This is a genomic window from Leptolyngbya sp. FACHB-8 (genome assembly GCF_014695575.1).
Classification (GTDB): domain Bacteria; phylum Cyanobacteriota; class Cyanobacteriia; order Elainellales; family Elainellaceae; genus Vacuolonema.
Genome location: NZ_JACJOO010000065.1, coordinates 1 through 14,390, shown reverse-complemented (window position 1 = coordinate 14,390; position 14,390 = coordinate 1). Strand labels below are relative to the sequence as shown.

Here is a 14,390-nt window from a genome sequence, read left to right as displayed (position 1 = left end):
ACCACAAAAAATAGGTTGTACACTTCTGCCCCAGCCTACTAGGCATCACTACTCTCCTACTCCTCACCCTCTTTAACAACATACTGAGCAGCCTTCTGAGGTTCTCCCCAGATGATGGTTTCCTGTTTGTACAGTGCCATGCCTGGCTTCGCGCCTTTTGGTTTGAAAACGTAGCGGGGAGCCGTGTAAACCACAGGTACCTGCTCGCTCTGGGCAGCACGGCTATGGTAAGCCGCAACGTTAGCGGTGAACTGGAGATCGACATCATCAGGGGCAGCCCCGGCCGGAAGGCGCAGCAGCACGTGACTACCCGGAATTTCCTGGCTGTGAAACCAGAGATCGTAGTCGGTTGCTAAACGGAAGGTGAGTTGATCGTTCTGGCGGTTGTTGCGGCCTACCCAAACTTCAAAGCCGCTGGGGGTGCGATAGCGGCGGAAGGAAGTCGTTTCTTCGGGGGTGGAACTACGACGGCCATCGGTCGCTTCCAGGTAGCCTTGCTGGATCAGCTCCTCGCGAATCTCCAGGAGCGAATCCAGGTCATCAGGCGCGGTGTAGTGTTGGAACTGGGCGATCGCCACCTGAATCTGCTCCAGATAGGCGATCTCACTCTGTACCTCCTGTAACAGAGGCTCGATGGCCTGGCGCGATCGCTTCAATTTCTGATGCTTCTTGTAAAACGCCTGAGCGTTTTGAACGGCGTTCTTTTCAGGGTCCAGGGAAATTGTTACAGGCTCTCCAGTCGCAAAGTCTGACAGAGTGATACTGTTCATCCCCACCTGCCACTCATGCAGGTTCGCCATCAACAGATCAGCCCGTTCTTTAAAGCGATCGGCCTGGTCCGACTGACTCAATCGCGACTGAAAATCTTCAGCTTTGACATATAACTTTTTCAACAAGCTGAGCAGGCGCTGATCCAATTGATGCCGTAGTTGCTCAAATTCTCGGCGGTTGAGTTGTTCTCGGTAATAGCTACTAACAACGGTTTGGAGGTCTGAGGCCACAGCCGTCATACCCCATCCTAAAACGGTGTAGCCACTCGGCGTCCATCCCGGTTGGAAGGACTCAGCTTCAAGGGCATGTAGCCATTCCTGCCAGACTTCGTAGAGGCGCAACCACTCGGCATCGGTAACTTGATCGGTAGGTTGCTCGGGATTAATTTGAGCGCGATCGCCCATTCCCCGAATCAGGACAGAACTCATCCCCCGGTAATTCTCTTGCAACGCTCGCCGCAAGGGTTTGGGCACCAACGCCACCCGTTCTCGCCAGGATTCTAACGATTCAGCCGTATTAGGGATCGTTTCGGTCAGAGCAGGGGGAAACTCGTAAGGTTGCCCAGTTTGTAACGGACGCACACTGGATTGCTGAGCGCTCACCTGGTGAGCCACGGTGACAATCTGCCCTTCTGCGGTGGTCAGAATCACGTTGCTGTACTTGTTCATCACCTCCACGTAGAGGCGCCATAACGGCGGGTCACCGGGACGACGGGCAAATTGAAGATCCAACGCACGTTCCCAGGGGGCGATCGCCTCAATCGCCACCAGAGCTAACCCATTGAGCTGGTGACGTAGCTGCTGACTGAAGGTAAACGTATCCGGGGTACGGGGGGGAGCTTCATCGATACAGAGGCGGGCGGCCTGGGGATGCCAGGACACAGTTAGCCATCCTCGTCGGTTCAGGGTTCTCAGGCCGAGGGCCAGGGTGTGGCGATCGCGCTGGTATACCTGCTCCAGGCGGGCCGGGAGCCAATGCGATCGCAAATCGGCGCAAATCGCCCTCAGGGTGGTGAAGTCAACGGGCTGCACTTTTATTTCACTTGTGAGTCAAAAATTAAACCGATACCATGACACTAAGGCTTTATGGGATCTTTGCCGATTTTTAGGGCATTTTATGGATATACGGCTGATCAATATCGGTTTCGGCAATATTGTTTCTGCGAACCGGGTCATCGCTATTGTGAGCCCCGAGTCTGCCCCCATCAAGCGTATCATCAGTGATGCTCGTGATCGGGGCCAGTTGATTGATGCAACCTACGGTCGTCGTACCCGCGCCGTAATTGTGACAGACTCTGGACATGTTGTGCTGTCAGCCATCCAACCAGAAACCGTTGCCAATCGTTTCCTGGTCAGCAAAGAAATTCATGGAGAAGAATAAGTAGAAACCAGTGGGCGATCGACCCAACCATCCTGCGATACGATAGTAATCTTCATTACACATGCGATAGAGGGCCAATGGGTAGAGGCAAGCTGATCGTTTTAACGGGACCCAGTGGGGTTGGCAAAGGTACGCTACTAAAAGCATTGATGCGCCGCCATCCTGACTTTTTTCTTTCGACATCCTGTACCACTCGCAGTCCTCGCTTGGGGGAAGTGGATGGTGAGCACTATCATTTTCTGAGCCGCCCCCAATTTCTACAGCTTGTTGAACAGGGCGAACTGTTGGAACGGGCTGAGTTTGCCGGAAATTTCTACGGAACGCCCCGACGCCCGGTAGCTGATCAAATTGCCCAGGGTAAAACGGTAATTCTCGAGATCGAGCTAGAGGGCGCCCGCCAAATTCGCGAGTCGTTTCCCGAGGCCATGCGAATTTTTGTGCTCCCCCCTTCTATGGAGGAGTTGGAGCAGCGTTTGCGTGCCCGTGCTCAGGATTCAGAAGAAGCGATCGCTCGTCGGCTCGCTCGCGCCAAGGTGGAATTAGAAGCGGTCAATGAATTTGACATCCATGTCGTCAATGGCGACCTGGACGTAGCGCTCAAGCAGATTGAGTCAGCCCTCTCCCTCCCCATGCCTGTCTAACTGAATTAGCTGTTTTCTATAGTTAAACAACCTGAGTTTGGGTAATGGACTTTTTTTGAGGGGCGCGCCTTGCACGCCCCCAAAAAAAGCCCATTTTGTTGTGTACAAAGCGTATGACAAAATGGCACTTAGGCCTATCCAGAATTGGGATTAAATCAACTGTTTTGTAAGGTGAGTATCTTGCCTACTCATCTCACAAAACACTCAGAAAAAACGAGAATTACTATTAGAAGAGAGAAACTTTTAGTTTCTCTCTTCTAATAGTAATTAGCTACCTGCACTGTTGAAGTTAATCCTCAGGTTATCGTCATTGGCTTGTAATTCGGCAGCCAGTAACTCGAGTTGTTTTTTCTCGCGTTTAAGGCTTTCCTCCACCTGTTGAATCTGATCCTGACGGGCTTCCATTTCAAGGGCACGCCGCGCCAGTTCTTGACTTTTAAGAGTGAGGGATTGTCGCCACTGTTCTGCCCGTTCAGCCTCTTCCTGCAATTGTTTGGGAGAAATTCCGACGGTCAAATATTGTTCTAGAAATTCTAGAAGCCAATCTTTTGCATCAATGATGCATTCAATTTTTTGAGAGCCCGTCAGGTGAAGCAGGACAAGCATCCCTTCACCCAAGGAAACAGCTTTATCCGAGAAGATATAGGCTTCTTCAGCCAATCTTACCCAGGTATACTCAGTCTTCTGAACGGCGAGTAGCTGGAACTTCGCCGTCCCTTGTGGGTCTTTGCTGACGACCTGAGCCAGATACTTCATCTGAAGGCGATGACAACTCGAAAGGTCTTAAAGGTAAAGTATATCGTTCACTCTTGTGGAGATTTCAGGAAACCATATCTTATTTCCATGAAGATTTCATGGGTTCTCCGTAAAATAACGACTCCGATCATGAGTGCCTTATTAGCCTAGCCGAGATTCTGCAATCTGTCACAAGGATATGTACCAGTCCAGCAATTTTCATCCTGGAATCCAGCCCGAAAACCGCTCGTCTAGGGCGAACGTTTTTTGAGCTTCCAATCCGAGAGTTCGTGCCCTAAGGACATACACTCTCGGATTGGAAGCTCAAAATGAGAATTACTGGTAACCGGCAGGAAGGCGCTAAAAAGATGGGAGGTGGCGCTCAGCACCACCTCCCATCTTTGAATAAGGCTCTACTGCAACTGTTGCAGGCGATCGCGCAAAATTTCGGCCTGCTTCTGGGCTTCTGCCAGGGCATCGCGAGCGGTCTGCACCACGTCTTCGGGGGCACGGGCCACGAAGTTTTGGTTGGAGAGGCGATCGCTCAAGGATTTGGCTTCCCCTTCCACCTTGGCCAGGTCACGCTCCAATTTGCTGCGTAATGCTACCAGATCAACTACTCCTGCTAGAGGCAACAGCACTTGCACGGTGCCAACTACACCCACCAACATTTGTTCCGTCTCTGGCTCAGGGGCCACTTCAGGAACCACCTCAACCTTGGCTGGAAGGGGAGCAGGGGGCGTCTCTGTAGCCGGCAGACTAGCCACCGATTTAGGCTCCTTAATCCAGCCTTCCATGGTATCCAGCAATTCCTGCCGCCCTTCGGAAATGACCAGATAGCGCAGGGTAAACCAACCGGCGTAGCCTAAGCCCACCAGTTTGAAGAACGGCCGCAGAATGGCAATACTATCAATGGCCTGGAAGACATTAATGCCGATACGAAGTCCTAGAAGAAGCAGATACAGCAGCCCCAGACTCAGCAGAGGCTTGCGGAATGACTTGAGAGTATCCCAGGAGATGCGATCGGTCCAATTGGTTAGGGAACTGACATCCAAGCTAGGAGTGGACGGGGTGGAGGCGATCGCTCCTGCCTCACTGGCGGGAAGTTCTGGCTCTTCGACGATCAGTTCACCCACCTTTGCCAGATCTTTGATGTAAAACTGTGCTGCGGAGAGAATCAGGCGTTCCTTCAAGTCTTCACTTCGCAGGATCGTCTTCACCTTTGCCCCGGGCTTCACATCGGCTTCGGCTCGTAAGTTGCGAATCGTACGAATGGTCCCGATTACCAGATCAAACTGAGTTTCCAGTTCCGGATTAATAAAGGTCGCGTTGGCTTCAGGGTAGGCTTGCAGCGCCAGTACCCGCTTGCTCTCCGACTGGGTCAGGGTCTGCCATACCTCTTCTGTAATGTGAGGCATAAAGGGATGCAGTAAGCGCAGGGTGCCCTCCAGCACATAGGCCAGGGTTTGTTGAGCAATCAGACGAGAGGGGTCTTCTTTCTGCTGCAGGCGGGATTTTGCCAACTCAATGTACCAATCGCAGAAATCTCCCCAGATGAACTCGTACAGCCCCTTAGCCGCTTCTCCAAGACCAAAGTTGTCGGTGTAGGTGCGAGTCTGCTGCACCACCTGGTGGTAGCGGGAGAGAATCCAGCGATCGGCCAACTCCAGATCTTCAAGGGCAGGTTCGCCTAATTGCTCGGGCGTCTTACCATCCAGATTCATCAACACGAAGCGGGAGGCATTCCACAGCTTGTTGGTGAAGTTTCGGGAAGCTTCGACGGATTCTGACTCATCCGTTTTGCGGTTATAAGCCAGGCGAATATCCTGCCCAGCTCCGGCAACCTCGCGAATCAAGGTGTAGCGCAGGGCGTCTGTGCCGTACTTGTTGATCAGCAGCAACGGGTCAATGCCGTTGTTGGCCGACTTGGACATCTTCTTGTTGTTTTCATCCCGCACCAGACCGTGAATGTAAACCGTCTTGAAGGGCATCTTGCCGGTGAAGTGCCCCGCCATCATGGTCATTCGGGCTACCCAGAAGAAGATGATGTCAAACCCGGTTACCAGGGTGGTGGTGGGGTAGTAGCGCGCCAGATCAGGGGTGTCGTTGGGCCAACCCATTGTGGAGAAAGGCCACAGCCCTGATGAGAACCAGGTATCGAGTACATCGGGGTCTTGCTGAATTTCAACAGAGCTACCAAACTTCGCTTCTAGCCGGGTCCGGGCTTCTGCTTCCGACATGGCCACAACAAAGGGGGTGTTGTCGGTAATCTCACCGCCCGTTTCACTGACGGCATACCAGGCGGGAATTTGATGCCCCCACCAGAGTTGCCGAGAAATACACCAATCCCGCAGGCTCACCAGCCAGTCACGGTACACCTTCGTCCACCGTTCGGGCACGAAAATGGGGTCGTTCTGGTTATCCAGGAAGTTCAGTGCATTGTCGGCCAGGGGGCGGATCTTGACGAACCACTGAGTCGAGAGGAGGGGTTCGACGGGAACTTTGCCGCGATCGCTATAAGGCACCGTGTGCTTATAATCCTCCACCCGCACCAGGAACCCATCGGCTTCCAGACGCTCCACGACCTTCTTGCGAGCCACAAACCGATCGAGCCCCTGGAATTCTGCAGCGACATTCTCGTTCAGAGTGCCGTCCTTGTTCAGGATGTTGATCATGGGTAGGTCGTGACGCTTGCCCATCTCAAAGTCGTTGGGATCGTGGGCAGGAGTCACTTTGACGCAACCCGTTCCGAAGCTGGCGTCGACATACTCGTCAGCGATGATTGGAATTTCTCGCTGCATGATGGGCAGCATCAGGGTTTTGCCCACGAGGTCTTTGTAACGCTCATCATCCGGGTTGACGGCTACAGCCGTATCCCCCAGCATCGTCTCGGGCCGAGTAGTGGCGACCTCCACAAAGCCAGAGCCATCGGTGAGTGGGTAGCGGAAGTGCCAGAGGTTGCCGTTCACCTCTGTGTTTTCGACCTCCAGGTCAGACACAGCGGATTGGGTGGCAGGGCACCAATTCACCATGTAGTTGCCGCGATAAATCAGCTCTTCCTCATAAAGCTGATTGAAGGCATACAGCACCGCATCAGACAGCCCCTCGTCCATAGTGAAGCGCTCGCGGCTCCAGTCGGCCGAGACTCCCAGACGACGTAGCTGGTTGACAATAGTGCTACCCGATTCTTCTTTCCATTCCCAGGCTCGCTTCAGGAAGGCTTCACGGCCTACATCAGCACGGGTTTTCCCCTGGCTCCGCAATTCGCGCTCCAGAATGGTTTGAACAGCGATGCTGGCATGGTCAGTACCCGGCAGCCAAAGAGTGTTACGCCCGATCATGCGGTGGTAACGCACAAGGGTATCAATCAGGGCGTTTTCAAAGGCGTGCCCCATGTGCAAGCTGCCCGTCACATTGGGGGGAGGAATGACGACACAGTAGGGTTCCCCAGGGGCGTTGGGATCGGCCTTGAAGACTTGGTGTTCGTCCCAAAATGCCTGCCATTTGCTTTCGGTTTCAGCCGGATTGTATTGGCTGGGGAGGGTAGGGAGGGTTGCCGTCATTGGTTTATGGGAATGCGACTCAATTAAGAAAAGTTACCTCGATTTTGCCACGTCGAGTGGGGGGTTGGTGGATTTAGTTGTGGGTGGGGTACTCTGCACCCCACCCACAACTAAATGCGTAGGTCCTTAAAAGACAGAGCCCGCCACAATGTAGGGGGCTCTGTCTTCGTAAATCCTGAGGCGTTACAAAAAGCGCAACCTCTTCAAACTTTTTAGTCCCGAATGGCATCGTAGAGCTATGGAAAAAGTTTCTTTCCTGGGATGAAATCACAGAAATAAGCGCCCATAGAGATGGCTGGAGGTGAGCAGATGCGACAATTGCAACGCACGAAACAGGTTTTGCTGAGTAGCCTGGTATTAGTGGGCTTATTGGGATGTGCCATGACCGGAGGTTGGGCGGAAGGGGTGGGACGATCGCCCTCTCAAAATCCAGAAGTTAGCCAGCGTGTAGCACCCGAGAATTTGCCAGCGCTAGACGATCGCCTGGTGGCTTCGCAAAATGCCTTTGGCTTCAAGCTGTTCTCCCAGGTGATGCAGCAGGCGGACGGGCAGAATGTGATGATTTCGCCATCGAGTGTGGCGATCGCTCTCTCCATGACCTACAACGGGGCCAGTGGCGAAACCCAGCAGGCCATGGCCAGAGTCCTGGAGCTTCAGGGCATGAGCTTGGAAGACCTGAATCAGGCCAATGCGGCCCTTGACACAATTCTGGAAAACGCAGATCCAGACGTCAAAATTGGGATTGCTAATTCCCTCTGGGGTCGAGAAGACTTTACCTTCAACCCCGACTTTTTGCAGCGTAATCAAGACTACTACCGGGCCGAAGTGCAATCGATGGATTTTGCCGACCCCAACGCCACAGACACTATCAACGAGTGGGTCAGCGACAGTACCGAGGGCAAAATTCCCAAGATTGTGGAGCAAATTCGCCCAGAGGAAGTCCTGTTCTTAGTCAACGCTGTGTACTTCAAGGGCACCTGGACAGACCCCTTCAGCCGCCGCCAGACCCAACGACAACCCTTCTACCGGGCTGATGGTAGCCAGATGACCGTACCCATGATGACCAAGAACGGAGAGTTCCGCTATCTTCAAACAGACCAATTCCAGGGCATTCATCTTCCTTATGGCGATGGTCGACTCAGCATGGTTGTATTGCTGCCCCGCGACGGTTCCAGCCTGGAGGCTCTGCAACAATCCCTCACCCCTCAAAACTGGCAGACCTGGATGAACCGCTTCGCCCAGCAACCGGGCATGATCCAACTCCCTCGCTTTGAGAGTGAGTTTGGGACAGGTCTCAACGACGCCCTCACAGCTCTGGGTATGGACGTCGCCTTTGACCCCGATGCGGCTGACTTCTCAGGTATGGGTGACGCCCAGCTCTACATCAGTGATGTGCAGCACAAGACCTATATTAAAGTTGATGAAGAAGGCACCGAAGCCGCTGCCGCCACTTCCGTTGGCATTGGCGTCACCTCGCTCCCCGTGAACCCGCCTTTCCGCATGGTGTGCGATCGCCCCTTCCTCTACGCGATTCAAGACAACGAGACAGGCGCCATCCTGTTTATGGGCGTGATGATGAATCCGTCTGGCAGTTGATCCAATGGGGTTGATACAGTGGGATGGAGGGGTGTCTTACAACACCCCTCCATCCCACACTGACAGGTTTTATGCCCTCCTACGACGACCCCTACGATCCCAAAGCACTCAGGCGTATTCGTTTCTATGTCTATCTTCTGCCGGTGATTGGCGTATTTCCGGCGGGGTGGCAGCTGGCGCAACGGAAGGGCGATCGCCAGGAGCGGATGATTTGCCGGATGGCCGTCACTATCGGTCTGTGCTGGCTATTGTTCTACCTGCTGTCGGGGACGGGGGCTCACAATACTCAATCCCTCTGGTTGTGGATTGTCAACACCATGACCACCTCTAGCTATTTCCTGATCAACTTCTGGCTCATGCTGCGGGTGTGGCAGCGGAAGTCAGTGCACCTGCCGGGAGTGAGTGAGTTGAGCGATCGCCTTCCCTAGATCGTTGCTGCCCATCGTATACAGTTTCTTTTGACAGTTGCTTATCGACCACAAAAACCTCAATCTCGAAAAAGCCCATTTTGGCGTTCGCTCCGCGCACACCAAAATGGGCTTTTTCGAGGGACAAGCTTTGTGGAACCCCCTCTCTAAACGGTAGGTTTTGGGATAGATATCAGGCAAGTGACAGGAGTTTCTATGCCTGTGGACTTACAATACTTCTCTGTATCAATCTCTGTATCAATAAGTTTCCAGTAAATTCGCCCAGTACTTGACAGAAATACGGACGCAAAACCCGAAAACCTTGCTACCATGCAGCATGAGTCAGTGCTCCGGCCACAACCGTAGCTCCAGGGATCGAAAATTTCCCGGAATTTTCGCCCTGTGAGCCGAAGGGAGAGGAGGAGATCGTTTCCTCAAACCATTTCTGCTCTCTCTGATTCATGAGCCTTTTGATAGACTCATCAGGGGAGTCAGGTCTGCCCATCTGAGGTAGCTTCCCAAAGCTAGAACAACGATCCGCATTGGTGTTGGACTCCTGTTGAGGAAACCCGTGGTTAAACCCAAAATTCATAACTGGTTAGCGCCTACTAATGGGCGCGCAAAATCATCCAAACGTGGCCGTCGAGTTTGGTTCTCTTTGGGTTTAGCCAGTGTCGCCATTGCTTCCGCAGGGGCAGGAGCAATGTTAGCCGTATCTCTCACCAGCACACCCCTCCTCCAAAGCCATCTCAGCGCTAGAGAAGCACAAGTTTTTGAACAGGAAGACATTTCCAGCGGCGCCAACTTCCGTTTTCCGCAGCTGACGCGTCCGGTCAACATTCTGGTTTTAGGAGTGAAAGTTCTGAGCTCCGACGTGAGCGACCCACCTCCTGATGTGGAAGAGTTGGGCTATCACGCCCTGGTCAATTCCTTTGAAGGGTTGTCGGATACAATGCTGCTGATTCGTTTTAACCCCGAGGGCCAACGGCTGGTCGTGTTATCCATCCCACGCGATACGCGTACCTATGTGGAGGGCGTTGGAACCACCAAGCTCAACGAAGCAAACGCCTACGGTGGCGCTGCCCTCTCGGCAACAGCAGTTCAGGATTTATTGGGAGATGTCCCCATCGATCGCTATGTGCGGATTAACGTGCAGGGTGTCGAGAAGCTGATTGATGCGCTGGGTGGGGTTAATCTCTACGTGCCCCATGATATGAAGTACACCGATGAGAGCCAGCACCTCTACATCAATCTGAAACAAGGGGAGCAGCATCTCAATGGCAATAAGGCGCTGCAATTTCTCCGCTTCCGGTATGACCAATATGGCGATATTGGGCGAGTGCAACGGCAACAGCAATTTATGCGAGCGTTAGTGGAGCAGGCGCTGACCCCAACCACACTCACTCGAATTCCGCAAATCTTGTCTGTCATTCAAGACAACGTTGATACCAATTTGAATGTAGAAGAATTGGTCGCTCTAATGGGCTTCGCATCCCAGATGGAGCGTTCTAGTGTACAAATGTTGATGCTACCGGGAGATTTCAGCGGCAACGGTGAGTATGAAGTCAGCTACTGGCTGCCCAATGAGAACCGTATCAGCGAGATGGTGGCGCAATATTTCTACGACCCCATGAGCTCGGAAATGGAAGTCGCTGAAGCCGCCCACACGGATACGGCCCTTAATGAAGCCATTGAACCCGATCGCGTGCGCATTGCCATACTCAACAGCACTGGCGATGAATGGGCCATTGACTCGGTCATGGAAAAACTCAATGGTCAGGGGTTTGACCGCACCTCTGTAGAAGATGAAACGGGAGAAATTGTGTCGTCTACCCGCATCTTCGCGCAGCGGGGCAACACCGACGAAGCCCAGGCTGTGCAACAAGCCCTTGGGGTTGGAGAAATTCTCGTGCAGGGCACTGAAAACCTGGATGCTGACATTACCATCCAGCTTGGCCAAGATTGGCTGCAACAGCCGGCTTCAGAAGGCGAGTTTTGATTTTATTGGATGAAGAGCATTGTTGAGTACCGTGCAACGCGCGGCACTCAACAATGCTTTTAACTTGAAAGGTTATTGGGAGCATTGGTATTGGGTGTGGTTATTTCACACACCCAATACCAATGCGGAAATCCTGGTCATGGCTCCTTCAGCTTTTCTCAGGGGGCAATCGCTCTTCCAGGAAGCGCAGCAGAGCCAGAACGGTTGTCTCAGGTATATCGCATAGCTCATCACTGAGATCGACAGAGAAGATTTCGCAGAAGTCATCGCAGAGAGCAATCTGCCAATCAAACCAGCAAATCTTTGTCCAATTGAGGTCTTCATCCAGGCGATCGCCCGGCAACACCCGCCCAAATTCCAACCCCGAATAATCGGCTAAATAACGATAGGCAAACTCCGTAACCGCCGGAGAAATTTGGAAGGAATGCCCGTAGATCTCATACCACTCTGTGGAACTCAGGAGCGGCCGATTTCGCAACAAATGGAGCACCTGCCGCCGAGCCTTCAGGTCAGGGCTTAAAACCGCATAGGTTTTAAAACTCTGAATGAAGTTCTTGAGCTGGTACCACATAAAACTGGCTGCCCTGGGTTGTCTGATAACCAGACGTTTTCCCAAGTATTCCCAGATGAAACATAAATGGCCCAGAGAAGTAGTCGAATTTACGGTTGAACAGCCGTAGGAAATGCTAAGGGACTTGCTATTAAATAAAATTCTGGAAGGAGTGCGGGCAAGGCCCACACCTCCCTCCGAGATTTTATTTCTTTGCTAAGGAGATTTCTGAGAAACAATATCCCCATTATTTGGAAAAAAGGCGCGGCTTCGCCGCGCCTTTTTTCCAAATAATGGGGAAGTTCTTATCTGGAAATCTTCTAAGTTCTAAGGGCGAGAAGATGATAGATGCCACCCCCCCACCCTCGTGCTTATCCCACTAACCGCTGCAACGTCGGTGTGAAATCCGGATAGGAAACTGCTGCAGCTTCGGCCCGGCGAATCGTTGTGGTGCCTTTCGCATTGAGGGCCGCGATCGCCAGACTCATGGCGATCCGATGATCGGTAAAACTATCGACCTCTGCCCCCTTCAGGGGAATACCGCCAGTAATTTCCATGCCGTCAGGATGCTCGGTCACGCTGGCTCCCATCAGGGTGAGTTGAGAGGCCATGACAGCAAGGCGATCGCTCTCCTTCACCCGCAATTCCTCCGCATCCTTAATAACCGTTGTGCCGGTTGCGAAGAGAGCAGCAACGGCAAGGATAGGAATCTCGTCGATCAGGCGGGGGATAATATCACCACCGATCGTGCAGGCCTTTAAAGGGGAGTAACGGATACGAATATCGGCCACGGGTTCCCCAGCGACTTCCCGCTCGTTCAGCAGAGTGATGTCAGCTTCCATTTGTTGCAAGGCTTCCAAAATGCCTGTGCGGGTAGGGTTCACACCAACGTTTTCAACGATCAGGTCAGAGCCGGGAACGATCGCCCCCGCTACCAACCAGAACGCGGCTGAACTGATATCTCCCGGCACCACAACGGATTGGCCCTGTAAGCGGGTTGGACCGATAACCGATGCGCTGCAAGTCTCGGGATCAACTTCTATAGTTGCGCCAAAGGCTCGTAGCATCCGTTCGCTGTGATCACGGGAGAGAGCCGGCTCCGTTACGGTAGTTTTGCCCTCTGTCAGTAGCCCGGCCAGCAAAATACAGGATTTGACTTGAGCCGAGGCAACCGGAGATTGGTAGTGGATGGGCCGAAGATTCTGACCGCGTACGGCAATGGGTGCTAAGCCCCGTCCACGGCTCCAGATGGTCGCTCCCATTTTTTCGAGCGGGGTGATGACGCGAGCCATGGGACGCGATCGCAACGACCCATCTCCTGTCACTGTAAAGAAGCGATCAGCATGGGACGCCAGGATTCCCAACATCAGCCGAATCGTTGTTCCCGAATTCCCAGCGTTCAGCACATCTGTAGGTTCTTGCAAATTGCCCAGACCAATGCCCTTCACGCGAACTTCTTCGCCTTCCAGGTTGGCAATTTCCGCACCCATTGCCTGAAAACAAGCCGCCGTACTACGGGGGTCTTCACCCAGCAGCAACCCACGAATCCGAGTTTCGCCTTCTGCCAAAGCCCCTAACATTAAGGCTCGGTGCGAAATTGACTTGTCCCCAGGGATCCGAACTTGCCCCCGTAGGGCTAACTCAGGCGGTGCCGATACAGTGAGGACATGGTGAGCATCAGAAATGGTCAGTGTTACAGGGGAGCTCGACATTTGGATTAAGCTGGATAAAGGAGTTTTTTTGACGCGGGCAAGGGTTCAATTCCTGGCTATCACTCCACGTCCATGAAGCCTTGCTCTGAGTATGAGTTTGGATTGTGAAGGTTTTTGCTCCACCTCCCAAGCACATACGCCTCTTCAATAATGCACCGTGCCTTGTATTCTATACCCCACTTTTTTCCATCAAAGCTGTGCTGACTCATCACCGCAAAACTGTCTCTCTTTCATACATGTCGCTGGATTTACCCCTCTGGTCGGTGGTGGAAGCTTCAGCAACACTTTACGAAAAAGGCCCAGAGCGCTATCACTTGCTTCTCCCAGAACCTGCCTTAGAAGGGCATACCCTGGATGCTGAACCGAGTAGCACCGCGATCGCCTCTCCTCGCTTCCTCTGGTTAGATTTGTCGCCCTACCGTGTCATTCTCACCATGCAAACCCACGGTAAGTTCAGCTACCGCCATTACTGGGAGCGTGGCGTTTTTGGCCTCAGCCGTTTCTGGCTGCAAGCCGACGATCCCGTCCAGTGTGATCAATTGAGGCTGCGCAACTATACCCGTACCCTGACCCTCGAAGGGCATCCTCTCCCCTCCCATCTACGAGTGGAATACGAGCTATGGGCGCAGCAAGTCAACTTAGGGCACTACATTTTGCACATCGATATTGATTAACGTTCTGCTGAACCCCTTGATCGTGCCTATGCGCTACCCATGCAAAATCAGGTGTTACTGAATAATGAGATATGCAACGGGCAACATCAAAGGGGCAGAAAAAGCATTCAAGCTTGAGTTCGAGCTAAGCTGAAGTGCTCATTTTGGCGTACCCTTCGCGCATACCAAAATGAGCGTTTTCGAGTGCCACGCGTTGCGTGGCACTCGAAAACGCTCTTACCCTAGGAATTTTTGAGGGGTCTACGACCCCAGCCCTCTAAAGGTCATTTGAGAGCTTCTTAATATTTTCTATCATCCCTGTTATCACTGGCTTTCAGGCTTCTATTCTAAAAGCTGAACGTTTAACACCCACGTTTGAGCCA

General features: G+C 52.8%; 11 protein-coding genes. 6 read left to right on the top strand and 5 right to left on the bottom strand.

The genetic code is table 11. The features are described from left to right. Nucleotides 1–56 precede the first annotated feature (56 nt). Complete coding sequence (locus H6F91_RS17090) at nucleotides 57–1,802, bottom strand: NFACT RNA binding domain-containing protein (RefSeq protein ID WP_190770726.1); 1,746 nt, start codon at nucleotides 1,800–1,802, stop codon at nucleotides 57–59. Nucleotides 1,803–1,887: 85 nt separating this feature from the next. Here H6F91_RS17090 and H6F91_RS17085 point away from each other — a divergent pair, with 85 nt between their 5' ends. Both H6F91_RS17085 and gmk read left to right on the top strand, forming a co-directional pair. Beyond that, a complete protein-coding gene (locus H6F91_RS17085; RefSeq protein WP_190770725.1) occupies nucleotides 1,888–2,151 on the top strand; it encodes a DUF370 domain-containing protein in 264 nt (87 codons plus the stop codon). Between the two features lie 77 nt (nucleotides 2,152–2,228). Then, entirely contained in the window at nucleotides 2,229–2,792 is a 564-nt protein-coding gene (gene gmk / locus H6F91_RS17080) for a guanylate kinase (RefSeq protein ID WP_190770724.1), read from the top strand. Nucleotides 2,793–3,059: 267 nt separating this feature from the next. Here the strand turns inward: gmk and H6F91_RS17075 are convergent, their stop codons facing one another. Both H6F91_RS17075 and H6F91_RS17070 read right to left on the bottom strand, forming a co-directional pair. Beyond that, the gene (locus tag H6F91_RS17075) at nucleotides 3,060–3,548 is read right to left on the bottom strand and encodes a hypothetical protein (RefSeq protein ID WP_190770723.1); all 489 of its coding nucleotides are present in this window, start codon (nucleotides 3,546–3,548) and stop codon (nucleotides 3,060–3,062) included. Between the two features lie 392 nt (nucleotides 3,549–3,940). Beyond that, nucleotides 3,941–7,090, bottom strand: a complete 3,150-nt coding sequence (locus tag H6F91_RS17070; protein ID WP_190770722.1) for a valine--tRNA ligase — start codon at nucleotides 7,088–7,090, stop codon at nucleotides 3,941–3,943. Between the two features lie 309 nt (nucleotides 7,091–7,399). Here H6F91_RS17070 and H6F91_RS17065 point away from each other — a divergent pair, with 309 nt between their 5' ends. The 3 genes from H6F91_RS17065 to H6F91_RS17055 all read left to right on the top strand — a co-directional run bounded on the left by H6F91_RS17065 (nucleotide 7,400) and on the right by H6F91_RS17055 (nucleotide 11,092). Further along, the gene (locus H6F91_RS17065; protein ID WP_190770721.1) at nucleotides 7,400–8,686 is read left to right on the top strand and encodes a serpin family protein; all 1,287 of its coding nucleotides are present in this window, start codon (nucleotides 7,400–7,402) and stop codon (nucleotides 8,684–8,686) included. A gap of 71 nt (nucleotides 8,687–8,757) precedes the next feature. Continuing rightward, nucleotides 8,758–9,114, top strand: a complete 357-nt coding sequence (locus H6F91_RS17060; RefSeq protein ID WP_190770720.1) for a hypothetical protein — start codon at nucleotides 8,758–8,760, stop codon at nucleotides 9,112–9,114. A gap of 550 nt (nucleotides 9,115–9,664) precedes the next feature. Next, a complete protein-coding gene (locus H6F91_RS17055) occupies nucleotides 9,665–11,092 on the top strand; it encodes an LCP family protein (RefSeq protein ID WP_347280054.1) in 1,428 nt (475 codons plus the stop codon). A gap of 148 nt (nucleotides 11,093–11,240) precedes the next feature. Here H6F91_RS17055 and H6F91_RS17050 read toward each other — a convergent pair whose 3' ends face one another. Both H6F91_RS17050 and aroA read right to left on the bottom strand, forming a co-directional pair. Beyond that, nucleotides 11,241–11,663: a hypothetical protein gene (locus tag H6F91_RS17050; RefSeq protein WP_190770719.1), complete on the bottom strand. Its 423-nt coding sequence runs from the start codon at nucleotides 11,661–11,663 to the stop codon at nucleotides 11,241–11,243. Nucleotides 11,664–12,013: 350 nt separating this feature from the next. Further along, a complete protein-coding gene (gene aroA / locus H6F91_RS17045; protein WP_190770718.1) occupies nucleotides 12,014–13,354 on the bottom strand; it encodes a 3-phosphoshikimate 1-carboxyvinyltransferase in 1,341 nt (446 codons plus the stop codon). Nucleotides 13,355–13,551: 197 nt separating this feature from the next. Here aroA and H6F91_RS17040 point away from each other — a divergent pair, with 197 nt between their 5' ends. Continuing rightward, complete coding sequence (locus H6F91_RS17040) at nucleotides 13,552–14,028, top strand: hypothetical protein (protein WP_190770717.1); 477 nt, start codon at nucleotides 13,552–13,554, stop codon at nucleotides 14,026–14,028. Nucleotides 14,029–14,390: the final 362 nt, after the last annotated feature.